The organism is Herbaspirillum chlorophenolicum, assembly GCF_001189955.1.
In the GTDB taxonomy this organism is placed as follows: Bacteria; Pseudomonadota; Gammaproteobacteria; order Burkholderiales; family Burkholderiaceae_D; genus Herbaspirillum; species Herbaspirillum chlorophenolicum.
This window is the reverse complement of record NZ_LFLT01000018.1, coordinates 21,624-45,793: the sequence shown is the minus strand read 5'-3', so window position 1 is coordinate 45,793 and position 24,170 is coordinate 21,624. Positions and strand designations below refer to the sequence as shown.

Here is a 24,170-nt window from a genome sequence, read left to right as displayed (position 1 = left end):
AACGCAAAGGGAGCGCCGTGGCGCTCCCTTGCTGCGGGATGATAAGCAGGCCCTAGTGTTCTGACTCGGGACACTAGAGAATCCCGACGATACCGCCAGGCCTGACGCAACGGTTCTTGGTCTTGCGCAGCGGCAGGCGCACCCCCATCAACGAGCCACCCGCAGGCGCCGTACTGGCCAGCGCCGGCTCTTCCGTTGCGCTTTGCGTACTCGACGCCGGTGGATTCGCCGGCAGGGGCAGCATGGCCGGTGGCGTGCTACTGGAGGTGGCCGCTGCCGCAGGCGCCGGCAATATCTGCGAACTGTTGACTGGCGCCGGTACCGGGATCGGCGGCATGCCTGGCGCCGATGGGGGCGCGGTCGGCGGCATCGGATTGGCCGGCGCCGCGCCTGCCTTGCCGCGGGCTGCCGTATTGGATGCCAGGCGGGTGCCATCGAAACTGGTAATGCGCGGCGTGATCAGGAACAGTCGCTCGCGGGTGCTGTTGGATTTGGACTCGCTGCGAAACAATCCGCCCACCAGCGGCAAGTCGCCCAGCACCGGCACCTTCTGCTTGTTGCGGATCAGCGACTCGGCACGATAGCCACCGATCATCAGCGTCTGCTGGGCATCGATGATGGCCTGGGTATTGATGGTCGACCGGGTCACGCTGGCGGCGATGTTGGTGCTGCCGCTGCCATTGGTGGTGGTCGAGGTATTGGTATCGTTGTTGTTCAGCGAGCCGTCTTCGATATCGACTTCCATCCGCACCCGGGTGTGGCCGCCGTCATTGATGATGCGGGGGATCACGCGCAGCATGGTCCCTGCCGTGATATCGGACATGTCGGCCACGCGCTCGCCGATCATCGATACGTAGGCGCTCTGGCTCAGGTCCAGCACCGCCGCCACATTGTCCAGCGTCAGCACGGTCGGGGTCGCCAGCACGCGGGCCTCGCCGTTCGATTCCATCGCCTTGAGGCGGGCATAGAAACGCGCCGCATCGCTGATGAGCAGGGTCGCGCCCGGCAACGGCAGGTTGGTGCCTCTGGACTGGGTGGTGGTGCCGTTGACCACGGTATCGACCACTCCGGCGCGCACGCCCCACTCCACGCCCATTTCGGCCAGCCGGCTGCGGTCGATATCGACGATGAGCGCCTCGATCTCGACCTGCTGGGGCTTGACGTCGAGCTGGGCGATCAGCGACGCATACATCTCTTTCTTGGCGATGTCGTCATAGATCATGATGGCATTGAGGGTGGGATCGGCTTCGATGCGTGGCGGCTGGTTCTTGCCCTCGCCTTCCTGTCCGTTACCGGCGCCCGCGCCATTGTCATAGTCGCCCTGGGATGCGCCCGGGGCCATCAGGTTGTTGCGCCCGTTACTGCCGGGTGCGGCAAACAGGGGCGAAAAACGCTCGCCACTTCCAGGGTTGCCTTCGCTTGACTCGCTGCGGCTGATCTTGCCGGTGCGCGAACGCTTGCGGCTATCGGCGTCGAAGCGGTTGCTGCTGCCGGTGAGTTTTTCACCGCCATGCGCGCCCATGAGCAGATTGGTGAGGATGGTCTTGATGCCGGGGATGGTCTCGGCCTTGCCGCGCGAATTGATGACGCGGTCATTGGCAGTAGCGTAAGTCAGGCGAAACAGCATGACCTGCCGCCCGCGCAGTTTTTCCTTCTTGCCGGTGGGCATGAGCACCTCCCGCACCAGGTCCACGTAGGCGCGCGGGCCGCTGACGATGACCACGCCTTCGTCCGGCAACTCGCCCCATCCGAAACGCTCATCGAACAGGCCCAGGCCGACCAGCGCAGCCTTGGCATCCATCACGGCGTCGTCGCCGACCTGCATGCGCGAGGAGGTATTGTCGGTCGACGGCACCACGTACAGCGTATCGTTGTAGACAAACCAGCGCATCTTGTAGGAACCGGTCAACCGGTTGAGGAATTCCACGCCGTTGTCGGCCTTGACCCGGCCCTTGATGATCTGGCCGCCGTCGGCGCTCATCTGCAGGCGCACGCCGTAGGTGCGTGAAAATTCATCCAGCACGCCGCGCACCGTCAGGCCATTGGCATTGATGGAAAATCCACCATCCTTCCATGCCGCCGGCACCGCCGCATGCAGCGTGGTGCCCCACAGCAGCAGCACGGCCAGCAGCATGCCGATGCCCCAGGACTTGATGGTTTCTCTGACGTTCATGGTGTATCCCCCTTGATGGCCGCGCGCAAGCGCTCTTCGGCCCGATTGATTCCGGTATCCCGCCGGATGCCGGTCTTCGTGACGTATCCCAGGGCGGCCCGCCACAGACCGGCCTGGTTGAGCAAATCCTCGAGTGCGTCGGCGGCGTCGAACCAGGTCTCGGCCTGGGGCAGCCAACGATTGAGCAACAATGCGCCATCCTCGCCGATGCCCAGGCCCGCCTCGAACTCCAGGGCGCCCTGGAATCCGGCGCGGATGGCTTCGGTAATCTGGGCGTCGGACGGGTGCGGGAGCAAGATCAGGCCAAGCTCCGCGCCATCGTCGGCAATGTTGAAATAAACGCGTTCGCCGTCGATTTCACACGGTTCCGACAGGGGCAGCGCCAATAGCCACTGCTCCAGTTCTTCGGACCGCATGGGTTAACGGGTTTCGCTGAGGACGGTCTTGAGCGGCTTTTGCAGCAGGCCGAACTGCGCGGTCATGGCCGTGCGCGTGACCGATTGCTTGTTGAGCAAGTCCATGAATTCGGCCGGATCAGGATGTTCGCCATCGGCCTGGCGCCGGTTGAAATCGCTCAGCTGATCGGCAGTCGATTCGAAGCGATTGTTCAGCTTGCCGAGCGTCTGCAAATAAGGATGGCTGTTGGCGGACATGGTCGTTCTCCTTTGCGTAAGCAAACCGGCGTGCCGATTCACGATTGACAGATGGGAATGCATGGATATGTGCCCTCCCCCTGCCATCCGGTTCGCTCGCATGCCCCACAAAAGTCTCAACTTTTATCTCCGCCATGAGGCGCCAGCGCCCTGCTCTTCCTCTTCGCTCTCGTCGGCATGCTCCTGTTCCTCGTCCTGGCCATGCGCTTCGGGGGCGTTCGGGTTGTCGTCCCCTTGCTCATGGTCTGCAACGTGGTTCTGATCGACCGCCGGCGCGCCAAGCGCGCCGAATTCTGCCAGCGCTGCGCGCAAGGCGGCCGCTGCCAGGTCGAACTGCGCGCGCCATTCGCCGCTGGCGGCCTCCAGCCGGCAGGTGCCGCGCGGCAAGCGATCGTCTTCCCTGATCTGCCATGCCATGGCGTCGGCTGCGGCCAGTTCGGCCTTGTCCAGCGGATGCATCCAGGCTACCGCCTCGGCCAGTTTCGGCGGCGCCTCCGCGCGTACCCGCCGGCAAGCCGCCTCCAGCCGTTCGCGCGGAGTAGTCTCCAGCACCAGGCGATCGAATGTGAGCTGGGCCAGCTCGATGGCCAATTCCTGTGCCTGCTCGAGCACCTCGCATTGCATTTGCTGCAGCACCTGCACCAGTTGGGTCGCCTCCTCGGCCACTCGCCGCTGTTCGTCGCGCATCAGGTGATCGGCCTGCCGGCGCGCCTTTTTCATCAGGTCATCCGCTTGTTGGCGGGCTTGCTCCAGCATGCGCGCGGCAGCCTGGCCGGCCTCGTCGGTCACGGCGAAGGCTTCCGATCTCACCACGCCAAAGCGCGGACGCAGCGACTGCGGCAGCGCCAGCGCAGCGACGCAAAAAGAATTCATTGCCTGTTCTTGCTGCATGATGTTCCAGACTCCGTTCTCGGCACTCATCTAGGACGCCGCCGCGCGCGCGACGCATAATTGCCAGCAAGTGCGCTCGCGCTCGCGCAGCCGCACCGTCTCCGGCAGCGGCTGCCGCAGTTGCGGCGCCATCTGTACATCGTCGGCAGGCGCCAGCAGCAGCCGTAGCCGCGACCACATCCCGGGAAACGCCTGCTCCAGCCGCAACGCCAGTTCCAGCACACCTCGTGTGCGTGCGTTGGCCAGCGGACCGGGCAGCTCGGAGGTCCATCCGGCCAGCGGCTGTGTCAGCGCTACGCTCAGGCACCAGCGCCGGTGCGGCGCCGTCAGCCCCGCCAGTTCTTCGGTGCGCCGGGCGCGTGCGGCGAACAAGCCGCCGTACAAGGTTGCCGCCAGCGCGAATTGCTGCGCATCGCGCAGCGCCGCGCCCTGCCAGCGCAGGTCCGCCGATGCCGGCAGCACGGCGGCCACGGCATGTTGCTCGCACCAGTGACGGTAGCTGTCGCGCCGTCCCAGTGTGCTGGCTGCCACCTGCCCGATCACACCCGAGCCGGCGGCAAGCTCCCCATACGTCCAGGGCGCAAACCACCAATCGAGGAAATCGTCCGACAAGGCCTCCTGCATCACGTACCCTGCGTACTCTGCTGCGCCTTGGCCTGCTTCTCGGCCTGCTTCTCGGCCGCCTTCCCGGCGCGGCGTGCGACGAAGTTGGCGACCAGGCGGTTGAGCCGCGGATGACGCAGCGCCTTTTGCAAGCCGATGTAACCCAGGCTGGCCAGGGCCACTATCAACAGCAGGCCGAAGCTCAGCGCCAGCCCTGTAGCCGATGCCGCGGCCACGGTGAATGGTCCGAACATGGTCCATTCGATCCCTGGCGCCGGCGCTTCGCCCGGCATCATCACCACCGACACCTTGTTGCGCCCATCCTCGCTGGCCAGGCCCGGAATGCTGGATGCGACCAGCCGGCGGATGCGCGGCATGACCGCGTCTTCATCCAGCGGCGGGCGGTACTTGATGAACACGGCGGCCGAAGAAGGCTGGATCGGCTCGCCCGGCGCGATGCGCTCCGGCAGCACCACGTGCACGCGCGCCGCCACCACGTTGTCGAACTGCAGCATGGTCGACTCCAGTTCTTCGGACAGGCCGTGGATGTAGCGGATGCGCTCTTCCATGGGCGAAGAGATCATGCCCTGCTTCTTGAATACTTCACCCAGGTTGGACAGGCTGCGACGCGGCAGACCTGCCGCAGTCATGGTTTCGGTGGCGCGCGAAAGCTCGGCGTCCTTGACCAGCAGCGTGACGCCTTCCTTGCTCTTCTGCTTGTCGACCTCGATCCCCTGGCGGTTCAAGGTCAGGATGATTTCGTTGGCGTCGGCATCGGTCAATCCGGCCTGCAGGATGACCATCCTGCTGCAAGCGCTCAACAGCACCAGCAGCATGGCCAGGCAGGCCAGGCGCGCCAGGTCGCGTAACAGGATGCCGCGCGCCACCGGTCTGCGCGGCTGCAGATTGCTTGTCTTCGGCATATGCATGCCCCCGGTTATTGAAGTTTGGTCAGTGAATCGACAGAGGAAGACGCCTTGGATACGGTCTTGGAAATCGTCTGCACACGGATCTGGTAATCGCTCAGCGCCATCATGGCGCGCATGAGCTGCATGGAGTCGCCGCTGACGCTGGCCTTCTCGAGCAGTTTGGAGACATACATCTGGTCTTGCTTGATTTCGGATGCCAGGCCGGTGGTGCGCTGCGCCAGCGCGCTGCCCAGCGAATTGGTGTTGGGCTTGATGCGCATTGCATCCTTGTTCATGTACTGCTCGAACATGGCCTTGAAATGCTCGCCTTCAGCGCTGCCGGACTGGATCTCCATGTGCAGGCCGTTGCTGCGGGGTCCGCCGGCGGACTGGTCGTTCAGGGTCACGCTTGGCTGTAATGGCGCTTGCTGCATATTTCCACTCCATCGAAATCTGACTGAACAGTTCTTGAGTGGAAAACGGCAACGGAAGGTTCCAGCGATGCAACGCCGCTGTCACAGCATGCCTGGATGGCGCATGAGCGGATTGCCGCAATGCTCGCCGCCGCAGCCCAGGTCCGAGGAAGGATCGCAAAACCCGTTCTTGCCGCAGCGCCGTTGGCACTCGGCCCTGGATTTGGGCTTGGGTGGCATGATCAGCGCGTCGCGCCTGGCGCTGGGCTGGCGTGGCTGCGGTGCGGGCGTTCCCGGCGCCATGGCCAGATGATGGGCGCGGTCGCCGCTGCCGATGATGGTGTGGCGTTGCGATGCCGGCTCGTCGTCGGCGATGAGGTCGCCGCCAAAACGAAAGACCGCCGTCAGCGACCAGCTCAGGATATCGTCGCCGCCCCGCTTGGGCGGCGCGCCATCGGCCAGCGCGCCGATGAGCGACTGGCCGCTGTCTGGCGCGGCGGCATCGGCGCCGGCATCGATGTCAGCCTGCCGTTCAGCGGCCGCCTGCCGTCGATGGGCCACGATACGCAGCTCGATTTCGTGGCGCGTGCGCCGGTTGCGGGCCTCGCCCGGCGCCATTCGTTCGGGATGCAGTGCGGTAGGGTCGACGATATCGTGCGGATTGGCCATGCGTCCTCCCTATAAGGCTGCCGGGACAGGTGGCTCGCCCAGCGACTCCAGTTCCACCACGCGCTGGGTATCGCCGCTGGCCAGCATCTCGTGTACCACCGCGTACACCTGCGCCACCGCCTGGTAGCTGCTGCGCGGCACCGCCGTGTCGTCGCGGCAAGTGGCGTACAAGGTGCGCGCCAGCCAGACGTGGCGAATCACCGGGATGCCGCATTCATGGGCGCGCCGGATCATGGCCTGGGCCACGTCGTCTTTCCCCTTGGCCAGCACCATCGGCACCATGGCCTCGGCACTATCGTAGAACATGGCCACCGCGAAGTGGGTGGGATTGACCACCACCGCATTGGCCTCCTCGGTCTTGGCCGCAGGCGCTTCGTTGGCCCACTGGCGCGCCAGCTGCTTGCGCTGCCCCTTGATCATGGGGTCGCCTTCGGATTCCTTGAATTCGCGCTTGATCTCTTCCTTGTCCATCATCAGCTCTTTCTTGTGGAAGTATTTCTGCACCGCGAAATCGATCGCACCCAAGACCAGGCACACCGCCGCGATCATGTGGAAGATGGAACGGATCAGCGTCAGGAAGGCTTCGTAGATATCCTTGGGCTCGCCGCCTGCCAGCGTAACGATATTGGCCAGTTGGCCGCGAATGGCGCTGTACATCAGAAAGGCGATCAGCCCGGCCTTGCCCACCGTGATCAGGAGCTCGATCAGCTTTTTCTTGGACACCAGCTGCTTGAGGCCGTTGACCGGATTGAGCTTGTCGAATTTGGGCTGCAGCGACTCGGTGGCGATGAGCACGCCGAACTGCCCCCAATGCGCTGCCACCGCCACCACCGGGCAGATGATGAAGGCGCCGACGAAGAACACTGCCAGCAAGGTCAGCGAGGCGGTCAGCTGGTTTTCCATCACGGTGCGGAAATCCTGCCCCACGCCTTCGATGCCGCCGTTCATGATGTTGAACAAGGCTCCGCGCCACAGCGATTCGGTAGCCAGCACTGTTTCCATCACCACTACCAGCGTGGCCAGCCGGGCCAGATCGCGACTGACGGCGATCTGGCCCTTCTCCTTGGCATCCTCGATCTTCTTGTCGGTCGGCTCTTCGCTCTTTTCGTCGCTCATGCATCCTCCCTGCGATCAAGGTATTTCCATCAAGCTCGCCACCAGGTCGAGCAAATGGGTGAAATCTCCCGCCACGTAATGGGAAAACGTGGACCAGTAGAGCAGCAGGATCACCAGGCCCACCAGGCTCTTGATCGGGGCCGAGGCGAACGAGACCTGCAGGTTGGAGGCAAACACCCCGATGATGGCAAAGCCGAATTCGATGAGCATCAGGGGAATGAGCACCGGCGCGCCATACACCACGATGTACCAGAGCAATTCGCCAAAGCGCTTGATGACGATGTCGAAATGGCCAGGTTCGAACGGCGGCATCAGTTCATACGCCGGCCATACCGCATAGCTCTCGATCAGGATGCGCGCCATGGCGGAGAACATGCCGGCTTGCACCATCACCAGCACCACTGCCTGCAACAGCATGGCGCCGATGGCGCTGGCATCGCGGTCGACCGAGGCGTTGTTGGCCTGGATCTGGATCGGCGAGCGCTGGCTGTCGAAGATCGATCCGATCGACTGCACCACCCACAGCGGAATGGCCATGAGGATGCCGAAGATCAAGCCGATGATGGCTTCCTTGAACACGATCACGCCCGAAGTGAGCATGTCCGGCGCGTTGCGCTGCACGAAGTAGAAGGTCGGCAGCGCTGCCGGCAAGGCAATCGCCATGGCCGCGGCGTTCTTGGCCATGCCGGTCAGCACGTTCAGGCCGAAGCCGGGCAGGATCACCAGGCACACCAGCACGCGCGGCGTGACCAGGGCCATGGTCACCAGCACGGCATTGATGTCGAGCAGCAGCGAAGTCGGCATCTGCTCAGCGTCCGATGTCGGGAATCATGGTGAAGGCCAGCTCTGCCAGGCGGATCATCTCCACGCCGATCCAGCGTCCCATGCTGGCCAGCGTCACCGCCACCGCCACCAGTTTGACCACATAAGGCAGCGTCTGGTCCTGGATCTGGGTGACGGCCTGGATCAGCGACACTCCCATGCCGCATAAGGTGGCGATCAGCAGCGGCGGCGCCGACATCATGACGGCCATCCAAAGGCCTTGCTGGAAATAGGTGATGGTATCGGTCATGCCGGGCTCCTGGAGTTGGGTGAGGCGAATTCGCGCGTCAGGCGCGTTACAGGTAAGACATGGCCAGGGCATTGAGCAGCTTGGCCCAGCCGCCGACCAGCGTAAACAGCAACAGCTTGAGCGGAATGGTGATGGTCTGCGGGCTCACCTGCTGCATACCCAGCGCCATGAGCAAGTTGGAAATCAACAGGTCGATCACCACGAACGGAATGTAGATCAGGAAGCCGATCTCGTACCCGGTCTGCAACTCCGACACCACGAAGGCGGGAATCAGGATCAGCGCGTCGGTAGCCTGGGCATCCTTGGCCGCTTCCTTGGGCCACAGCTTCTTGGCCGAGGCCAGGAACATCTCGCGTTGCTCGGCGCGGCTCATCTTGAGCATGAATTGGCGCAGCGGCTCGAAGGAATCTTGCGCTCGCTGCAGAATTGGCGTGCTGCGCGAAGCGGCCGGATGCGTGGTGTCGACCGCCATGGCGCGCTTGCCGACTTCCTGCACGGTGGGTGCCATGATGAACACCGACAGGGCCAGTGAGATCCCGTAGATAGCCAGCGTGGGCGGCACCTGCTGCACGCCGATGGCGTTGCGCAGCACCAGCAGCACCAGCGATATCTTCAAAAAAGAGGTGGTCGTCACGACCATCAATGGCACCAGCGCCATGAGCGCCAGCAGTACCGAGAAGGAAACGACATCGAACTGCCCGCTCAGCATGCCCCGCTCCACTGGGTGATGCGCACTCCCAGCCGGCCGTCCACCGCCACCACCTCGCCCCGTCCAACCTGCACGCCGGCAGCGCTGATGGCGATCGACTGCGGCGAGGCGTCATGCAGCACCAGCACGCTTTGCTCGCCGAGCGCGCCGAGCTGGTCCAGCGTCAGGTTCAACCGCCCCAGTTCGAAACGCAGCGACATCACGATCTTGCCGCTCAGCTTGTCTGCGCCGGCCGGGTGCGGCTGGCCCAAGGCGGCATCGGCACCGGTCTCGCTCTGGCCATCGGCCTGCAGGTCCGGCTCGGCCAGTTGCTGGTCGATGCGATCGGCAGCTTCATCGTCCTGATACAGATCCTCGGCCTGCACTGCTTCCGCCTGGTCCGGCTGGGAGCCGTCGGGCCGCTCCTGTGCGCCGTCGTCGGCGAGATCTTCATCGTGTTCGTCGCGTGCCTCTTCGTACTGTTGGTAGTCCACGTCTTCCTCCTCTGACAATATTTGCAGGCGCTGGCGATCCAGGTATTGCACCCGCCAGTGGCGTTGGGCCAGGAGCAGACGTCCTGTGCCGTCGATGTCGAAACACGGCGAATCCGGCAAGATGAGATCGCCGCAACGCAGCGCATCGAACGCCGTGCGCGGCATGCGATGGCGTGCCAGCGGGACGATGGCGCTCACGGCCAGCGGCAGCCAGCGCGCACGCGGCAGCCGTAGCGGCGTGGCCTCGCGCAGCATCGCCTGCCACAGCGACAGCGGGGCCCAGCCGGTGGTATCGATGGCATGCCGGCCATCGCGCAGGCGTAGCCCCAGCGGCAGCAGGCCATCCGTTCCGGCCTCGGGAGCGACTGGCCGCAGCCCCTGCAGCCAGGCCAGCGGCGTGTCTTGCAGGCGGCCGGCGATGGCCCCGGCCAACCAGCTTGGCCAAGCCTCGCCATCAAGCGGGGCGGCAGCGATGTCGATGCCGCACATGGCATTGACCAGGCGCTCGCCATCTGCCACCAGTAGCGCGCCGGCGGCCAGGTCCAACTGCACGCCCGGGCGCTGCGTGTTGGTCGCGGCGGCAGGCAGCACCAGGAGTTCGGCAGCACCCGGCCAGGCCAGTCGCATGCCGCGCCCGACCAGCCGGCTCAATTCGGCCTGCGGGCGCGACACCACCGGCGCTTCGGCCAGCAAGTCCCAGCGCTGGGCGCCTGGCGAAGAAAAATCTTGGGAAAGGTCGGACATGAACGCCTGTGGATGCGAGTGGATCGGCACAGGCCACGGAGAAAACCGGTCAAGCCATGTCGCAATGCCACTGCGACCGCAGCCCGCCCGCTCTACAGCACCGTAAGCCTGACATCTGTCTGCATACGTTGCATCAGGGCTTTTTGCAGTTCCATTTTTTTCTTATTTATTTGCGCACGGAACTGTTCCGAGGAGGGGGTAAGCAGATAGGCAACATGATGCTCTCCGATATCCACCGCCACGCCCAGCCTGGAGCCGTCAGGCAGCAGCACTTCGAAGATGCCGTCATCACCCTCGGTCGGCAGCAGCCCGGCCAGCATGTCGCAATCGAGTTCGCCGCTTGCCAGGACGGCACCCGTGCCGCCGCCCATGTCTTGCTCCCCCTCGCCTTGTGCGTCGCCTTGCTGGCTGCCGCCACCACCACCGGTCTGCGGCGGCAGCGGCATCAGGCCGCCCTGGCCCAGCAGCATTTGATCGTGGTCGGTGGCGGCGTCGCGCTGGTCGCGCTCGGCGGCTTGGCGCGCACCCGACTTGGCGCTGCCTGGCGCCGCGCCGCGCGCAGCGGTGCCGGCACGCTGCGGCTGCGCCTGGCGTGGCGCCGGGCGCGGCTCGGGCGCTTCCTCGCGCGCCGGCAGCGCCACCGGCTTGGGCGGCAGCACCGGCCGGCGCGGCTTGGGCGGCGGCACGCTGGATGGAGATTCGCTCAACAGAGAAAAAATCGGGATCAGGGTCATGCTTACGCCTCCGCGTTTTGCGCCAGCAGCGCCGCCTTCATTTCGTCGCGCAGCACGCCCAGTTTTTCCTGCTGCTTGGTGGCGTCGGTCACATGCTGCCTGGCCAGAAAGAATTCGACACCTGAAGCGCGACAGCGGGCGGCATACGCACGGCATTCGATGTGCAGCACGTCGGCCTCGATCTTCATTTTTTCGTAGACCGTCTTGGCGCGGCTGAACTCGCCATTGGTCAAGGCCATGCTGAAGAACGCCGAGCGCGCAGCCAGCCATTCTTCATGGGCGCGTATCTTGGCCTGACGCGCCGCCTGTTTCTGGCGGGTCAGGTCGGCCCGCAGTTCGCGCCATTGCGCGCGCGCCTCATTGCATTCGCGTTCCAGGCGGCTCAGGCGTTGCTTGCGCACGTGCAGCAGCTGGTCGAGCCGGCGGTCCGGCCGGCGCGGCTCGGGTACGTCGATCACCTCGCGCCTGGCCGGCTTGGCGCCAAATCCGCTTGCGCCTCTCATTCGGCCATGCCCATCAGGGTATCGATGGCTTGCTCGAAATCGGAACTGGTGCTGGTGTCCTGGCGCAGAAAGCTCAATTGCTCCGGCCGCAAGGCCATCGCACGGTCGGCCACCGGATCGGTACCGGACTTGTATTCGCCCAGGCGGATGAGCAACTCCATTTCCTGGTAGCGGGCCATCAGTTCGCGGAACTGCGAAGCCGCCCCGCGGTGCTCGCGCGTGGTGACGTTGCTCATCACGCGGCTGATGCTGGCCAGCACGTCGATGGCGGGATAATGGCCCTGCTCGGCCAGCTTGCGCGTGAGCAGGATGTGGCCGTCGAGCAGCGATTTGGCTTCATCGCCGATCGGGTCGGAAGCCGATTCGCCGTCCACCAGCACGGTGTACATGGCGGTGATCGATCCCTGCGGCGTGCCGCCGGCGCGCTCGATGAGACGCGGCAGCATGGTATAGACCGAGGGCGTGAAGCCGCCGCGCGCCGGCGGCTCGCCCGCAGCCAGGCCGATCTCGCGCTGGGCGCGCGCAAAACGGGTGAGCGAATCGACCAGCAGCAGCACTTTCTTGCCGCGGTCGCGAAAGCCTTCGGCAATCGCCGTGGCGGTAAAGGCGGCGCGCGAGCGCTCCATGGAAGTGCGATCGGAGGTGGCGCACACCACCACGGTCTTGCGGATCAGTTCGGCGTCGAGCTCGTGCTCCAGGAATTCGTTGAGTTCGCGGCCGCGTTCACCGATCAGCCCGAACACGATGGCGTCGGCCTGGCAGCCACGCGCAATGGCGGCCATCAACGTGGTCTTGCCGCAACCAGGACCGGCGAACACGCCGATGCGCTGGCCGATGCCCATGGTCAGCAAGCCGTCGATGGCGCGTACCCCGGTGGCCAGCGGCGTGGAGATGCGCGGCCGGCTGGTCGCAGGCGGAGCGTCGCGGATGACCGGCGACATGGCTTTCCAGGTCGCCACGTTCTCGCTGGCGGCGGGGGCGCGGAACATCCAGCGCCCGAAGCCATCGAGTACGCACCCGAACAGATGGTCGCCCACTTCGATGGAATGGGCGCGCCGCAGCGGCTCGATCACGGTGCGGGTGGATACCCCTTCCAGCGGGCTCAATGCCGACAGGATCGAGGCCTTGTCGGTAAAGCCCACCACCTCGGCCAGCATGGTCTTGCCGGGCTGCTCCGGGTTGAACAGGTTGCACAGTTCACCGATCTGCACCGGCGGCATATGCGCCTCGATCAGCGTGCCCAGCACCTGCGCCACCCGGCCCTGGCTGGTAAAGCCGGGGCGCAGCGGCAAACCGGCCTGCCAGTCGGGCACGCGCGCGCGCAGTTGCGCCAGGCGCGCGCCGACATCCTCGCGAAAAGCGGAAGATGCGATCACCATGACACGTTCAGGGCATGCTTGCCTGAAAACTTGAGCTGGTTACCGGCCACCGCCACCAGCCGCACGCCGCGATATTCGTCGCCCACGTACAGGCGCCGTCCATCGTCAGTGACGATGCTGGGATCAACGCCGGTCATTACCTGGCTGATGCGAAACGGCAGCATCGACTCGGCGTTGCCGATCTTGACGCTGATCGGGAAGTCGATCACATAGGACTTGGCAAACGCCCGCAGCATGCGCTGCAGGCGCTCGGCATCCTCTTCGCCCAGCGCGCCGCGGATGATCCATTCGCGCGGCCCCAGATCGAGCGTGACCCGGTTAAGCAGGTCGACCTGATCCAGCCGCTTGCGCAACGCCAGTTCCAATTCATCGGCCGGCAGCTGGCGCGGCAAGGCGGCCAAGCGCTTGAGCTCGGCCTGGCGCGCCAGTGCTTCCTTGGCAGAGACGTCGGGATGGCTGGTCAACCCGTAGGCCGCCGCGCCCGACAAGGCGATGGCAGCCACGAAAGCAACCAGCACCATGCGATAGCCGCGCCCACGGCGTTCGCCGCCATCGCCGGTGGCGGCATGGTTCGCGGGCGCCTGTGCTTGCTGCGCCGCTTCCAGCGCCTGCTCCTCGTTCGGATCGAACAGGTCCGCCGCGGCGATGGCGTCGGGCGCAACGGCAGCCTCCTCGGGTGTCGCCGCCTCATCCTCGCCCGCTGCATCCGCCTCCGGCTGGTCTTGCGGCTCGGCCGGCGGATCGCTCCACGGGGTGCTGTCGTCCACCACGGTCAGCCAGATACGGTCGGCGCGGGCGAAATCGCCGAACGACAGCGCCAGCTGTGGCGGCGTCGCGTTGGAATGGGCGTCGCGGATGACGCCATCGGCGGCCGCCAGCGTCCAGCCGCCGGCAGCGAGGGTAAAAGTCGCGTGCCGTGGCAGGATGCCGGGATCGGCCAGCACCACGTCCGCGTCTTCGTCGGCGCCGATGCTAAGGTCGCCGGGCTCCGTCAGCGGCAGCGTGGCGCCGCGATGGTAACCGTTCAGAATGCGCAGTTCATGCATGATCTTGCTCCATCAGAAACATGTTCGCCCTAGGGCTCTGGCATTGAGTGAGCCAACGGCGGCTCTGGTTCCATCGATTACTTGAAAGCGCTCTTGACCAGGGCCACCAGGAAGTTTTCCTCGGAGCGTGCAGTACCAGGGTCGCGCGGATCCCACTGCGGATTGTCCAGGTTGAACAAGACCCCCAGCACCATCGCCTCGGCCAGCTCGCGCCGCTTGCGCGCCATCGCCTCGCGATCGCGCGAGGCCGAGCGCAACGAGGTGGGGGAAGCCTGCGAGACCTGCTGCGGGCTCTTCAGCAAAGCGGGCGTGCGCTTCTGCTTTTCCGCCAGGTCCAAGTTGACGTCGCGCATCAGGTTGTCGATGAACGTGCAGCATTTCAACCGCAGCGCATCCAGCTCTGCCGACATGCGTTCGTCCTTGCTGGCGCGATCGATGATCTCCTTCGCCTGTGCCGCGGTCATCGGCGGTTCGGGGCGGGCAGGCTGCAACTCTTTTGCAAGTAATTTCATTTATACGCTCCATGTCGCATCAAATGGCACATCAATCGGGGCCGGGAACCGGACCAGCAACCATTGCATTGCTCCGATGACGCAAGGTCCGGCTTGCATCAGCGAGAAAGATCGGCTCACACGGCCCGACCCAGTCTTGAGGCGAGCGCAAGGAACAGCAACTCCGCTTCTTTATCCGAGGCCTCGTTGACGACCCAATCATTCACATGGGCCGGTATCATCGGCGGCGGCGAGGATTGCGCCGACGCCTGGACCTGAGGCGCGGCTTTACGTTTGATCACACCAGTCGCGCCTGGCGCAGATGATGGTGTCTGTGCTTGGCGCGGCGGCAACTGCCGCTCTTTGCCATTATTTGATATCGGTGGCTCCGGACGCGCGGACGCCATCGGTCTCGGCGGCAAGTCGGACCTGAAACCTGGAGGCGTGGTCACCGTCGCTTGCAGCATCCGCCGCGGCGGCGGCGGAAAGTCCGACAGCGACTCCGTAGGCTGCATCACCTGGCTCATGGACATTGTCGTTTCAGAGGCCCGCCGCGGAGGCAGTGCCGGTCGACTGTCAGCCGCATTGGGCGCCTCATCGTGCGCCTCGACAGCCGTATGCCTAGACGGCAGTTGCGGGCGCTTGCCGCCATCATCGGACTCATCGTCGGACACGCCGTAGATATCCTCCTCAACGACACCACCTGGCTCGTCCACGGAATTACGGCGGGGCGGCGAATACAGCGGATGCGATTCCAACGATTGCACGTCGCTGTCCTGGTAAGGATGGTCCTCGTCGATACGCTCATCGGCATCGGTATGCTGGTCCGGCTCTTGCACATGATTATTGCGGCGCCAAGGTTGACTCGGCGTCTTGTATTGCGTATTGGCCCTGGCGTTGTGTGCAGTACGCTTGGAAATGGCCTTGTCCTGCTCCATTACGTTCAACTGAACTTCAGGTGACAACTTGTTGAAGTCGAACCCTACCGCCGCGCGAAGTGCTTCAGCCCCCGCATCCCGTGACGACGACCGGGGTGCGGTGAATCCGTACTCGTGGGCCGCGTCCGGCCTTGGTGGAACAGGACGGCGCTGCATGCTGGGCGGATGTCCATGAGCAGGGTTTTGCATACGCTGCCCCATTTCTCGCAGATCCCCTCCCGCTTCCGAATAAAGTTCGCGCATGCCCTGTTGGACATAGGCAAAAATTGCGTTGTTGCTGTTCTCAACCTCGGAAGTGCGCGCAGCTCCCAGTTTTTCGTTGCCCAGCTTCTGGTTCATGATGTGGGCCAGCCTCTCCAGAGGGACTTGCTGCGGCATATTGAATGCATATCGCAATTGCCCGAACTGTTGACCAATCATGTTCGCCGCAGCGCGCATATGCGATTGGCGCTCTTGCGATGGTTGCACCAGATGCTCCTGGTAGTCCTGGGGATGCAAGCCCGGCGGGATGCCGGAATTGCCTGGGAATGTGTTAGGTGGCATGTTGTTCTCCGTGAGGATGCGGCGAACTGCCGGTTCGCAAGGTGCGATCTACCGGCATTCGCACGCAATCCAATTCTGTTCAATGGTTCGTGTCAGACTGCGATCGGCGCTTCAGACAAGTCATCCGCGCAGGCGTCGGGACCTGCTCCCGCCAGGACCCTTCAGGCAGTCCACGGCGGCGCAATGATTCCCCTATGACCCATATATGTCTGCCACATCACATCGGTTCCTTGAGCCGGGGCAATTTTCAGACTTCGATCATTCCCACCGGCTTGACCTTGGCATGCTGGGTCAGCTCGGAAAAGGCGAATACCGGCACCGGGAAGAATTCTTCCTCGATCAGCTTGCGCACCGAGCGGCGGATGTCGGCCGCGGTCACCAGCACCGGCGGCACGATGGGTGTGCTGACGTTGGTGGACAGCTCGTTCAAGCGGTCCAGGATCATCTGTTCGAGTTCGGAGTCGATGTCCAGGTAGCTGCCCTGGCTGGTCTGGCGCATGGCATTACGCAGCTGGTCTTCCAGTTCGGGCGACAGCAGGATCACCTCGATGAGCCCGTCGCGCGAGGCCTCAAAGCATAGCTGGCGCTTGAAGGCCAGCCGCACGTAGTCGGCGATGACGTCGGGATCGCGCTCCTTGGGCGCCCAATCGAGCGTGGTCTCCAGCAGCAGCCGCGCGTTGCGCAGCGACACGCCTTCGCGCGTGAGGCGCTGTACCACTTCGGTCAGGCGCGGCAGGGTCACGGTCTTGACCACTTCCTTGCCCAGTTCCGGATAGCGCCGCTCGGCCCAGCGCGTGAAGCGGATCACTTCGTTCACGCCGACGAACATCTGGCAGTTGCGCAGCATCTCGACTTCGACGTCGGCGGCGAACACCCTTTCCCAGGGTTCGGCCAGCACGCCGGCGTCGAGCAGCTTGACCGGATCGTCCACCTTGATCCAGACGCGACGCCGGCGCGACCCCGGAATGTTGCGTTCGAAGGCTTCGAAGCCCAATTCCTGGACCCGTTCCAGCGGCTCGCGCGTGGCGCTCCAGCCCAGCATGATGTCGGCGTCGACCAGCGGCACCTCGGACATCATGAACAGCACCCGCCCTTCCGGTACCGAATCCTCGAATTCGAACTCGATCGGCTTCAAGTCGGGAATGCCGCGCTTTTCCAGGATGGCATTGCGCATCTGGCGCACCGCCGTACGGATCTGTTCGGCTTCCGGGGTGTCCAGCATGGCCTTTGGCAGGCGCAGGATAAACGGCGTGGTAGCGGCGAAGTTGGTGAGGTCGACGATGCCGGCGTTCTGGCGCTCCTGCTCCTCCGACTGGCGCGCCATCTCGGCGTCGGCCAGCGGCTTGAGCAAACCGGCCACGCCGCCCACGGCCAAGCCTACCGCCAGGCTCACGAAGATGAAGGTGGGCATGCCCGGAATCAGGCCGAACAACAGCATGATGCCGGCCGCCGTGAGCAGCGCCTTGGGTTCGCCGAACAGTTCCCCGGCGATATCGCGGCCGATGTTGGTGTCGCCTTCGTCGCCGCCATCGCCGACGCGGGTGGTGATGATGCCCGCGCCCAGCGAGATCAGCAGCGCCGGGATCTGCGCGATGAGCGCATCGCCGATGGACAGGATGGAGTAGACCTGCATCGCCTGGCCGGCTTCCATGCCGCGCTGCACGATACCGATCGAGATACCCCCGATCAGGTTGATGGCCACGATGCAAAGGCCGGCGATGGCGTCGCCCTTGACGAACTTCATGGCGCCATCCATGGCGCCGTGCAGCTGGCTTTCCATGCCCAGGTGCGCACGCTTGGCCTTGGCTTCCTCGGCGGTCAGGATGCCCGCGCGCAAGTCGCTGTCGATGGACATCTGCTTGCCGGGCATGGCATCCAGCGAAAAGCGCGCCGACACTTCAGAGACCCGTTCCGAGCCCTTGGTGATGACGATGAACTGCACCACGGTCAGGATCAGGAAGATCACCAGGCCCACCACCAGGTTGCCGCCCACCACGAAGTTGCCGAAGGTCTCCACGATGTGCCCGGCGTCGGCGTCGAGCAGGATCAGGCGCGTGGTCGACACCGAAATCGCCAGGCGGAACAGGGTGGTCAGCAGCAGCACTGCTGGAAAAGTCGAAAAGGCCGTGGGACCGGGCATGTACATCGCGACAATGACGATCAGGCCGGACGCGCACAGGCTGAACGCGATGAGCATGTCCAGCAGCCAGATCGGCATCGGCAGCACCAGCATGAAGACGATACCGATCACCAGCGCCGCAGCCAGCAGTTCGGCGCGCTGCCCCACGCGCATGGCGACCTTGTTGAGCAGCGTGACGATGCCGATGATTTTCATTGGTATTCCCCTGTGGATGTCGTTGCCCGTGGCGCCGGTACGGCTGTGGTGTGATAGTCCAGCCGTCGCAGCACCAGATCGATCCAGGCGGCGTTGACGGGCGTGCGCATGACGCGCAAGCGTCCGGTATCGACCGGCTCCAGTACCTCGGCAGCGGCCAGGTCGCGCATCAATTGCAATTTTTCATCTGCCGGCCATAGCTGCAGGCAGCCAAGCGCCAGTTGGTAGGCCTGTTCATACTGATAGGCGTTCAAGTGCCCCCAGACCAGCCCGGTCGCCGCCAGCAGCTCAGGCTGCGCTCCTTCATGCTGCCTTTTCTTGCGCATTGTCTTGCTCCGGTTGCGGGGTGTCGACATCGGCATGGCTGCGCTTCATCTGCTGCAGCCGCAAACGCATCTGCACTGCACTTTCCACCAGCTTCAAGGCGCTCATCATGGGCATGCGCGCCGCGCCTTCCTCAAGCTTCAGGGAATGCTCCACCATCATGCGCTGCAGACTGCGCATGACCGGTATCGGGTCCCCACGCCAGACCAGATTGTCGAAGGTGGCGGCGGCGCCGAGGAACTCCTTGACCACCGCCTGCAATGGATCGGCCGGCAGTTCCGCCGACGGCAGCGAGGCGGCTTCCTCGCCTGGAGTGAGTTGCGGCAGCGACTTGGGAAGCTGCGCGACCTGGCCGACGCTATGGATTTCTCCCAGCTCGCCCAGTTCCGAGGGGAGCGGCCGGATGCTGCCGGCGCTGGAGGCGGAATGGATCAATTGAGCAGCTCCCGGCCCAGAGCGATCTGGTCATCGAGCAGCCCCCCGCCGTCTTCCTCATCCGAACTCAGGCGGCGCACCACGTACAGGCTGCCGTCATTGAACAGCGCCGGCAACCAGCCGCCGAAGCGGCGCAGGTCGGCAGCACGGCGCCGCAGCAGATCGCTGGCCTGCATCGGCGCATCCGCGCCCACACCCAGCCCCACCAGCATGCAGTACTCCAGCGGATAGGCGAAGACATGCAAACCGCTGTCCAGGTCGCACAATGCAACGGAATTTTGCAATCGTGCTTTGGCGATAAGCCGGACGATCAAGTCATTCATAAGGCGGTTCCCCCTGCGTCATCGTTGGTTCGGATCATCCCTGCCCCTGCTGCGCCGGCCGCGTTCATGGGCCCGGCGCGTTGGCGCGACGCACCGAGCCGGCCAGCGTGGCGCGCCACTCCTGCTCACGCAGCTCGGCCAGGGTCGGATGGTTGGACATCCGGTCCTGCAGCAGCGTGATCTGCCGGCTCAGCTCATCGAGCAGTTCGCGCCGCGCCGACAGCTTGTCTTGCGGCCACAGCCCCAGCGGCAACTGCGAAATCGCATTGCGTACCTCGCGATAGGCGCGCGCCCGCAGATCCTTGTCGGTATCGGACATATCCACCAACTGCGCCATGAGCTGCGCGACCTTGCCCTTGCCCCAGCCGGTTTCGGCGGCAGTCACCAGGATCAGCATGGCTTCGACACTATCGGCTTTGACTTTCATTGGATGCGTGTGAGTTTGTTGATCATGTCATCGGAAATCTTGAAGGCCGAGCGCACCAGCTTGAAGCCCTTGCCGTCGTCCATCGACTGTGCGTACAACCCCATGCTGCGCTCCGGATGCTCGCGCATTTCCTTGCGCATCAGGATCGAGCCGACCATGTGGCTGCTCAGCACGTCGAGCGCATCGTTGACGAATCCGGGGAAATTCCTCGCCACTGAACGGGCGATGGTCAGCGTCGACAGGAACACATCCACCAAAATGTCGCGGTTGGCGCCGATGACGTAGCGTATCTCGCGCAAGTTCACCGGTGCCTTCTCGGCATCGATGATCTGTACCGGTGGCATATCGGGGTCCTGTGCCAGCTCCTCGCGGATGCGCGAGAAGCGGGTGCCGAATATTTCTCCCATGATCTGGCCGGTCGCATTGGCCACCTTCATGTCCTTGACGCGGTCTTCGCTGGGCGAATCCTTGACGCGCTCGCGCGTCTGCAGCAGCAGGTTGACCGCATGCAGCACCAGTTCCTGCTCTTGCAGCAGCTTTTCCTGCAAGCGTTCGCGGGTCTCGCGATCCTTGTGGCGCGACTGGCCCAGGCCGGCGAACAGGATCGACAGGTTTTCGGCCACCAGGTCGCCGTTGACGCCGAACACTTCATTGAGCACCGCCTTGTCCAGCGCCTGGACCGGCTCACTGCGCTCGCTCTTTTCGCGCTGCGCCTCGTTGCCGCGCGATGCGGCGCCGCCACGCTTGGCGTTAGCCCCGGGCTTTTGCGATTGCGACTGCGGCTGGCGCGGCACCACCACGCGCGGGCGGTCCTGCAGCGCGTGCTTCAGATGATGCAGCACCCGCGTGCCGCTGCGCGCCTTGAATGATTCAAGCGTCTCCTGCAGCGTGTTTTCCACATCGTTGAACATCTGCGCCTGGTTCTTCAGCGGCTGATGTTGTCTCAGATTGGAATTGGCGCGCGGCGGCAGCGGAACGACCGGCGGCTGTTCCAGCGGCAGATTATTGGAAGATCCTTTAATGGAGGCATTCATGGCCGTGGGTGGCATGCGCCAGGCGGCAGGTTCCATGCGCAGTCAAATGGGGAAAACAGCCGTCAGGCGGTTCCAACCGGCGCAGGATAATTCCTCAACATTTATCAAAGTCTCACGAATGTTCAAAGAATGATCACGCTTGCCGGACCCGCTGATATCTTGCGCCCATACCAGATGAGCGCAGGCAACCAGATGCTCTTGCGCACTCAACCAACACCGGTGTTTCACCCAAGGAGAATGCCATGCAAGCAGTATTTGAAGCCCAAACGATAGAGCTCGAATCCCACCACGTCTTCGCTGTCGACCTGTCCGCCGAAGAGGGCGATGCGCAAGATGACGACTTGCAGGCGGAGGAACCGGAAGACCGCCATGGGCAAGATCAACACGTCGGCACCGCCGCACAAACCCAGGCCGAGCCGGCGCCGCAGGCCGTGCAGATCGACGTGGTGGCGCTCTATACCCAGCACCGTACCCATCTGCAGCGCTTCGTGCAACGTTACGTGGGCAGCCACGAAGATGCCGAGGACGTGGTGCAGAACACCTTCATCGAAGCGATGAAATGCGCACACCGTTTTTCGGGCTTGTCCAAGCCATCGACCTGGCTGTTCGGTATCGCCTTGAACCTGGCCCGCAACCAGGTGCGCCGCAACACCGCCGATCGCTATGAAATGGTCGACGAAAATTTCATGGAACAGTTGGTGGACGCCAGCGCCGACCCGGCCATGGCCTATGAATTGCGGCAGATCGCGCAGAAGGTGGACGACTTGCTGAGCGAACTGTCGCCGCAGATCCGCAACACCTTCGAAGCCGTACTCGACGGCGACGCCACCTACGAAGAGGCTGCGCAACAATTGAGCATCCCCATCGGCACCGTCCGTTCCCGCGTCTCGCGCGTGCGCGCGGCCGTGCGCAACGAATACGGCAACAGCCCGGTGTCTTCCAGACATTCTTCCAGCAGCACCCCGAATTCTTCGCGCCGCTAAGCTGGCGCAGGCTGCCGCGCCAGCTTAGCGGCGCGGCGGCGACTTGGGCCGGATCTCGTCGAAACAGCGTGTGGCGAGATCGGCCGTATTGAGTATTTCATCCATCACGCCACGCTCGTCGGTCAACGTCCGCAGGGCGATCTTGCGGACCAGCACGTAGCGGCCTTCATCGGCGTGCCACAGGAAATCGCAATTGTCATTGCCTTCCTCGCTCAACGCCGCCGGCGGCGCCATCGAGGCTGTCATGGGCGCATCGCACGGCGGCAGCAGGCCTGTCACCGACAGGTAGAGGTCGATGCCGGCCGGCTCCACCGAAGTACGGGTGAGGATGTCGCCGATCTGCAGTTCCAGCGCGGGCCGCGCTGCGGCCTTCTGCCCCGAGTAGTGCATCAGGTCCAGCAGCAGCTGCTTGACTTCCTGTCCGGAAATGTCGTCTTGTTCGTCTTGCAAGATCGCAATCCTGTCTGGTTGTGCGCAATGTGCGTTCTTGCGCGCCGAAGCGCGCGATGTGGCCAATGATTCTACCAATGAAAACGGCCCTTTCAGGCCGGATTCCCAAGCGACGAGCAAATTCAAGCTGCAAAGCATGGTGTTACCCCATGTCGGTTAAAGGTTGCGGCGCCATGTTCAGGCTTTTCCAAATTGGCCAGCGTTGTTCCATGATGCCCTGGGCGATATCGGCCATGGCCATGCCGAGGTCTTGTTCCTGCTCCAGCGCCGGCTTCTCGCGGCGCATGGCCTGCGCCATCGGTGCTACCCAGTTGCCATGCGCCACGCTGTTGTGCACGATCTGGTCGTAGGCGATGCGCTGGCACAGTCCCGAGCGCAAGCCGCCCCCGAGCAGGGGCGAGGCCAGCACCTGGAACGCATCCGATTCGCGTGCCGAAGCCGCCAGCAGGCGGTTCAGGCGCTCGGCCGGGCGGCGGTCGACGCCGGCTGCGCTGAGAAAGAAGATGGCGCATTGCTCCGACTCGTGCAACAGCGAGGCCAGGCGCACCACGTCATCGAAACCGACTGCGCGCTGACGCAACTCGGGCAACGCGGCCAGCTCCAGCAGCGAATGCGGACGAATGAGCAGCGCCTGCATGATGGGCTGGTAAAGCGCGGCTTCGACTTCGAATCTTCCCGCCGGAAACTCTAGCAGCGGCGTCACCTGCGAGACCGGGATGGTGAGCGCCAGGCCGCAGCGCTCGAGCCACTGGCGACGGCGCGCCGGGGCCATGCGGCGGCGCCCGCGCACGAAGATGTCCTGCCGGAACGGGGTGTTGCAGATATGGTCGCAGGCCAGTTCGCGCAGGCCCGGGTCCGGGATGGAGGCCAGGAAATCCTGCTGCGCGCGGCTCATGTAGATATCGTGATACTGGCTGCTCAGCAGCGCCGAACCGGCAAAGTCGAGCTTGGCCCCGGCCATCTCGCGCATCACATCGATCGAGTACATGGGATCGGCGCCATCGTGCAGATACTCGTGGGCGTGGTAATTGTCATCGGCGGCGTTGCGCAGGTTCTGCAAGCGGTAGTCCAGTTGCCTGGACTGGATCTGCGTGAAGAAGCGAGCCTTGACGTCCACCAGGCCCTGCACCAGCTCGCGTCCCTTGGCCAGCTTGTCCTTGGTGCAGACCTGCTGGTTGCGGGCCGCCTCGCGCAGCAGCCGGCGCAGCGAGAGCGATGCGGTCCAGCCGGGCATGGCGTTGTAGTTGACATACACCACGCCGCCCGGCTTGAGGTAGCGGCGCAGAAATTCCACGATATGGCCGCGGTTGACGCCATCGACCCAGCTGTAGATGCCATACATCGTCACGTAATCGAACTGGGGCAGCGCGATCTTGCCTTCGGCCATTTCCTTGAAACTGGCCTCGAGCACGGTCAGGTTGTCCAGCTGCGCGCCTTCGGCCATTTCCTGGGCGGCCTTCACATGCGAGGGCATGAAGTCGACCGCAAAGAATTTCCCCTTGGGGTTGGCCGCCGCGAACACGTTGGCCATCAGGCCCAATCCGCATCCCAGTTCCATGTAGGTAAACGGCTCGTCGACCGGCACCGGCTCGATGCCATAGGAAACACACGCAAAATTCAGATGGCTCGGGCCTTGCTCCATCGCGAAGGTCGGCACATAGTCGAGCCCCTTCTCATAACTGTCATTCCACTCCACTGCGCTCTCCTCTAGCGTGATTGCTGCGGCATCCGTGGTCCGCTGCGCCGGCCTTTGTGTCATCCAGGCCGGCCGGGCGACGGGAAGCCGGGCTGCCTGCCGGCC

The 24,170-nt window shown here is 64.1% G+C and carries 28 protein-coding genes; 1 reads left to right on the top strand and 27 read right to left on the bottom strand.

Going from position 1 to position 24,170, the window contains the following annotated elements; translation table 11 throughout:
- Positions 1-73: 73 nt before the first annotated feature.
- From sctC to AKL28_RS12630, 25 genes are all read right to left on the bottom strand, one after another.
- Complete coding sequence (gene sctC, locus AKL28_RS12750; protein WP_050468520.1) at positions 74-2,173, bottom strand: type III secretion system outer membrane ring subunit SctC; 2,100 nt, start codon at positions 2,171-2,173, stop codon at positions 74-76.
- On the bottom strand, positions 2,170-2,589 hold the full coding sequence (locus AKL28_RS12745; RefSeq protein ID WP_050468519.1) for a hypothetical protein: 420 nt from the start codon (positions 2,587-2,589) through the stop codon (positions 2,170-2,172). Before AKL28_RS12745 ends, sctC begins: the two co-directional genes overlap by 4 nt.
- Before the next feature lie 3 nt (positions 2,590-2,592).
- On the bottom strand, positions 2,593-2,826 hold the full coding sequence (locus AKL28_RS12740; RefSeq protein WP_050468518.1) for a hypothetical protein: 234 nt from the start codon (positions 2,824-2,826) through the stop codon (positions 2,593-2,595).
- A 123-nt stretch (positions 2,827-2,949) separates the two neighbouring features.
- On the bottom strand, positions 2,950-3,747 hold the full coding sequence (locus tag AKL28_RS12735) for an HrpE/YscL family type III secretion apparatus protein (RefSeq protein WP_156226326.1): 798 nt from the start codon (positions 3,745-3,747) through the stop codon (positions 2,950-2,952).
- The gene (locus AKL28_RS12730) at positions 3,748-4,344 is read right to left on the bottom strand and encodes a hypothetical protein (RefSeq protein WP_156226325.1); all 597 of its coding nucleotides are present in this window, start codon (positions 4,342-4,344) and stop codon (positions 3,748-3,750) included. It lies immediately after the preceding gene.
- Positions 4,341-5,243, bottom strand: a complete 903-nt coding sequence (sctJ, locus tag AKL28_RS12725; RefSeq protein ID WP_082221485.1) for a type III secretion system inner membrane ring lipoprotein SctJ — start codon at positions 5,241-5,243, stop codon at positions 4,341-4,343. The genes AKL28_RS12730 and sctJ overlap by 4 nt, the downstream gene beginning before the upstream one ends.
- A gap of 14 nt (positions 5,244-5,257) precedes the next feature.
- Positions 5,258-5,662 carry an EscI/YscI/HrpB family type III secretion system inner rod protein gene (locus AKL28_RS12720; protein WP_050468516.1) on the bottom strand — a complete coding sequence of 135 codons (405 nt, stop codon included), beginning with the start codon at positions 5,660-5,662 and terminating at the stop codon, positions 5,258-5,260.
- 81 nt (positions 5,663-5,743) lie between these two features.
- A complete protein-coding gene (locus AKL28_RS12715; protein WP_050468515.1) occupies positions 5,744-6,310 on the bottom strand; it encodes a hypothetical protein in 567 nt (188 codons plus the stop codon).
- Between the two features lie 9 nt (positions 6,311-6,319).
- Positions 6,320-7,426 carry a type III secretion system export apparatus subunit SctU gene (gene sctU, locus AKL28_RS12710; RefSeq protein ID WP_050468514.1) on the bottom strand — a complete coding sequence of 369 codons (1,107 nt, stop codon included), beginning with the start codon at positions 7,424-7,426 and terminating at the stop codon, positions 6,320-6,322.
- A gap of 15 nt (positions 7,427-7,441) precedes the next feature.
- Positions 7,442-8,230, bottom strand: coding sequence for a type III secretion system export apparatus subunit SctT (gene sctT, locus AKL28_RS12705; RefSeq protein WP_050468513.1), 789 nt, complete (start codon positions 8,228-8,230; stop codon positions 7,442-7,444).
- A gap of 4 nt (positions 8,231-8,234) precedes the next feature.
- Positions 8,235-8,498 carry a type III secretion system export apparatus subunit SctS gene (gene sctS, locus AKL28_RS12700; protein WP_050468512.1) on the bottom strand — a complete coding sequence of 88 codons (264 nt, stop codon included), beginning with the start codon at positions 8,496-8,498 and terminating at the stop codon, positions 8,235-8,237.
- 46 nt (positions 8,499-8,544) lie between these two features.
- The gene (gene sctR, locus AKL28_RS12695; protein WP_050468511.1) at positions 8,545-9,207 is read right to left on the bottom strand and encodes a type III secretion system export apparatus subunit SctR; all 663 of its coding nucleotides are present in this window, start codon (positions 9,205-9,207) and stop codon (positions 8,545-8,547) included.
- Positions 9,201-10,424 (bottom strand): FliM/FliN family flagellar motor switch protein, encoded by a 1,224-nt coding sequence (locus AKL28_RS12690; protein WP_050468510.1) that lies wholly within the window; start codon positions 10,422-10,424, stop codon positions 9,201-9,203. Before AKL28_RS12690 ends, sctR begins: the two co-directional genes overlap by 7 nt.
- Before the next feature lie 92 nt (positions 10,425-10,516).
- The gene (locus AKL28_RS12685; RefSeq protein ID WP_050468509.1) at positions 10,517-11,158 is read right to left on the bottom strand and encodes a hypothetical protein; all 642 of its coding nucleotides are present in this window, start codon (positions 11,156-11,158) and stop codon (positions 10,517-10,519) included.
- A gap of 2 nt (positions 11,159-11,160) precedes the next feature.
- On the bottom strand, positions 11,161-11,661 hold the full coding sequence (locus tag AKL28_RS12680; RefSeq protein WP_050468508.1) for a BTB/POZ domain-containing protein: 501 nt from the start codon (positions 11,659-11,661) through the stop codon (positions 11,161-11,163).
- Positions 11,658-13,040 (bottom strand): FliI/YscN family ATPase, encoded by a 1,383-nt coding sequence (locus AKL28_RS12675; protein WP_050468507.1) that lies wholly within the window; start codon positions 13,038-13,040, stop codon positions 11,658-11,660. Before AKL28_RS12675 ends, AKL28_RS12680 begins: the two co-directional genes overlap by 4 nt.
- The gene (locus AKL28_RS12670; RefSeq protein WP_050468506.1) at positions 13,034-14,086 is read right to left on the bottom strand and encodes an FHA domain-containing protein; all 1,053 of its coding nucleotides are present in this window, start codon (positions 14,084-14,086) and stop codon (positions 13,034-13,036) included. Before AKL28_RS12670 ends, AKL28_RS12675 begins: the two co-directional genes overlap by 7 nt.
- 77 nt (positions 14,087-14,163) lie before the next feature.
- A complete protein-coding gene (locus tag AKL28_RS12665; protein ID WP_231602417.1) occupies positions 14,164-14,598 on the bottom strand; it encodes a hypothetical protein in 435 nt (144 codons plus the stop codon).
- 116 nt (positions 14,599-14,714) lie between these two features.
- Positions 14,715-16,058, bottom strand: coding sequence for a hypothetical protein (locus AKL28_RS12660; RefSeq protein WP_156226324.1), 1,344 nt, complete (start codon positions 16,056-16,058; stop codon positions 14,715-14,717).
- A 247-nt stretch (positions 16,059-16,305) separates the two neighbouring features.
- A complete protein-coding gene (gene sctV / locus AKL28_RS12655) occupies positions 16,306-18,393 on the bottom strand; it encodes a type III secretion system export apparatus subunit SctV (protein WP_050468503.1) in 2,088 nt (695 codons plus the stop codon).
- Positions 18,390-18,719, bottom strand: coding sequence for a hypothetical protein (locus AKL28_RS12650; protein WP_050468502.1), 330 nt, complete (start codon positions 18,717-18,719; stop codon positions 18,390-18,392). The genes sctV and AKL28_RS12650 overlap by 4 nt, the downstream gene beginning before the upstream one ends.
- Positions 18,697-19,152, bottom strand: a complete 456-nt coding sequence (locus AKL28_RS12645) for a hypothetical protein (RefSeq protein WP_050468501.1) — start codon at positions 19,150-19,152, stop codon at positions 18,697-18,699. The genes AKL28_RS12650 and AKL28_RS12645 overlap by 23 nt, the downstream gene beginning before the upstream one ends.
- On the bottom strand, positions 19,149-19,475 hold the full coding sequence (locus AKL28_RS12640; protein WP_050468500.1) for a hypothetical protein: 327 nt from the start codon (positions 19,473-19,475) through the stop codon (positions 19,149-19,151). The genes AKL28_RS12645 and AKL28_RS12640 overlap by 4 nt, the downstream gene beginning before the upstream one ends.
- Before the next feature lie 64 nt (positions 19,476-19,539).
- Entirely contained in the window at positions 19,540-19,902 is a 363-nt protein-coding gene (locus tag AKL28_RS12635) for a hypothetical protein (protein WP_050468499.1), read from the bottom strand.
- A complete protein-coding gene (locus tag AKL28_RS12630) occupies positions 19,899-20,936 on the bottom strand; it encodes a hypothetical protein (protein WP_156484702.1) in 1,038 nt (345 codons plus the stop codon). Before AKL28_RS12630 ends, AKL28_RS12635 begins: the two co-directional genes overlap by 4 nt.
- A gap of 242 nt (positions 20,937-21,178) precedes the next feature.
- Here AKL28_RS12630 and AKL28_RS12625 point away from each other — a divergent pair, with 242 nt between their 5' ends.
- Positions 21,179-21,919, top strand: coding sequence for an RNA polymerase sigma factor (locus AKL28_RS12625; RefSeq protein ID WP_082221476.1), 741 nt, complete (start codon positions 21,179-21,181; stop codon positions 21,917-21,919).
- 24 nt (positions 21,920-21,943) lie between these two features.
- Here the strand turns inward: AKL28_RS12625 and AKL28_RS12620 are convergent, their stop codons facing one another.
- Both AKL28_RS12620 and AKL28_RS12615 read right to left on the bottom strand, forming a co-directional pair.
- Positions 21,944-22,369, bottom strand: a complete 426-nt coding sequence (locus AKL28_RS12620; protein WP_156226323.1) for a hypothetical protein — start codon at positions 22,367-22,369, stop codon at positions 21,944-21,946.
- 142 nt (positions 22,370-22,511) lie between these two features.
- Positions 22,512-24,065, bottom strand: a complete 1,554-nt coding sequence (locus AKL28_RS12615; protein WP_050468496.1) for a class I SAM-dependent methyltransferase — start codon at positions 24,063-24,065, stop codon at positions 22,512-22,514.
- Positions 24,066-24,170: the final 105 nt, after the last annotated feature.

What these genes read in the sequence shown, in the direction of transcription:
- sctC (WP_050468520.1), bottom strand. Translation starts at nt 2,173, where the DNA reads ATGAACGTCAGAGAAACCATCAAGTCCTGGGGCATCGGCATGCTGCTG.
- AKL28_RS12745 (WP_050468519.1), bottom strand. Translation starts at nt 2,589, where the DNA reads ATGCGGTCCGAAGAACTGGAGCAGTGGCTATTGGCGCTGCCCCTGTCG.
- AKL28_RS12740 (WP_050468518.1), bottom strand. Translation starts at nt 2,826, where the DNA reads ATGTCCGCCAACAGCCATCCTTATTTGCAGACGCTCGGCAAGCTGAAC.
- AKL28_RS12735 (WP_156226326.1), bottom strand. Translation starts at nt 3,747, where the DNA reads ATGAGTGCCGAGAACGGAGTCTGGAACATCATGCAGCAAGAACAGGCA.
- sctJ (WP_082221485.1), bottom strand. Translation starts at nt 5,243, where the DNA reads ATGCCGAAGACAAGCAATCTGCAGCCGCGCAGACCGGTGGCGCGCGGC.
- AKL28_RS12720 (WP_050468516.1), bottom strand. Translation starts at nt 5,662, where the DNA reads ATGCAGCAAGCGCCATTACAGCCAAGCGTGACCCTGAACGACCAGTCC.
- AKL28_RS12715 (WP_050468515.1), bottom strand. Translation starts at nt 6,310, where the DNA reads ATGGCCAATCCGCACGATATCGTCGACCCTACCGCACTGCATCCCGAA.
- sctU (WP_050468514.1), bottom strand. Translation starts at nt 7,426, where the DNA reads ATGAGCGACGAAAAGAGCGAAGAGCCGACCGACAAGAAGATCGAGGAT.
- sctT (WP_050468513.1), bottom strand. Translation starts at nt 8,230, where the DNA reads ATGCCGACTTCGCTGCTGCTCGACATCAATGCCGTGCTGGTGACCATG.
- sctS (WP_050468512.1), bottom strand. Translation starts at nt 8,498, where the DNA reads ATGACCGATACCATCACCTATTTCCAGCAAGGCCTTTGGATGGCCGTC.
- sctR (WP_050468511.1), bottom strand. Translation starts at nt 9,207, where the DNA reads ATGCTGAGCGGGCAGTTCGATGTCGTTTCCTTCTCGGTACTGCTGGCG.
- AKL28_RS12690 (WP_050468510.1), bottom strand. Translation starts at nt 10,424, where the DNA reads ATGTCCGACCTTTCCCAAGATTTTTCTTCGCCAGGCGCCCAGCGCTGG.
- AKL28_RS12685 (WP_050468509.1), bottom strand. Translation starts at nt 11,158, where the DNA reads ATGACCCTGATCCCGATTTTTTCTCTGTTGAGCGAATCTCCATCCAGC.
- AKL28_RS12680 (WP_050468508.1), bottom strand. Translation starts at nt 11,661, where the DNA reads ATGAGAGGCGCAAGCGGATTTGGCGCCAAGCCGGCCAGGCGCGAGGTG.
- AKL28_RS12675 (WP_050468507.1), bottom strand. Translation starts at nt 13,040, where the DNA reads ATGGTGATCGCATCTTCCGCTTTTCGCGAGGATGTCGGCGCGCGCCTG.
- AKL28_RS12670 (WP_050468506.1), bottom strand. Translation starts at nt 14,086, where the DNA reads ATGCATGAACTGCGCATTCTGAACGGTTACCATCGCGGCGCCACGCTG.
- AKL28_RS12665 (WP_231602417.1), bottom strand. Translation starts at nt 14,598, where the DNA reads ATGAAATTACTTGCAAAAGAGTTGCAGCCTGCCCGCCCCGAACCGCCG.
- AKL28_RS12660 (WP_156226324.1), bottom strand. Translation starts at nt 16,058, where the DNA reads ATGCCACCTAACACATTCCCAGGCAATTCCGGCATCCCGCCGGGCTTG.
- sctV (WP_050468503.1), bottom strand. Translation starts at nt 18,393, where the DNA reads ATGAAAATCATCGGCATCGTCACGCTGCTCAACAAGGTCGCCATGCGC.
- AKL28_RS12650 (WP_050468502.1), bottom strand. Translation starts at nt 18,719, where the DNA reads ATGCGCAAGAAAAGGCAGCATGAAGGAGCGCAGCCTGAGCTGCTGGCG.
- AKL28_RS12640 (WP_050468500.1), bottom strand. Translation starts at nt 19,475, where the DNA reads ATGAATGACTTGATCGTCCGGCTTATCGCCAAAGCACGATTGCAAAAT.
- AKL28_RS12635 (WP_050468499.1), bottom strand. Translation starts at nt 19,902, where the DNA reads ATGAAAGTCAAAGCCGATAGTGTCGAAGCCATGCTGATCCTGGTGACT.
- AKL28_RS12630 (WP_156484702.1), bottom strand. Translation starts at nt 20,936, where the DNA reads ATGAATGCCTCCATTAAAGGATCTTCCAATAATCTGCCGCTGGAACAG.
- AKL28_RS12625 (WP_082221476.1), top strand. Translation starts at nt 21,179, where the DNA reads ATGCAAGCAGTATTTGAAGCCCAAACGATAGAGCTCGAATCCCACCAC.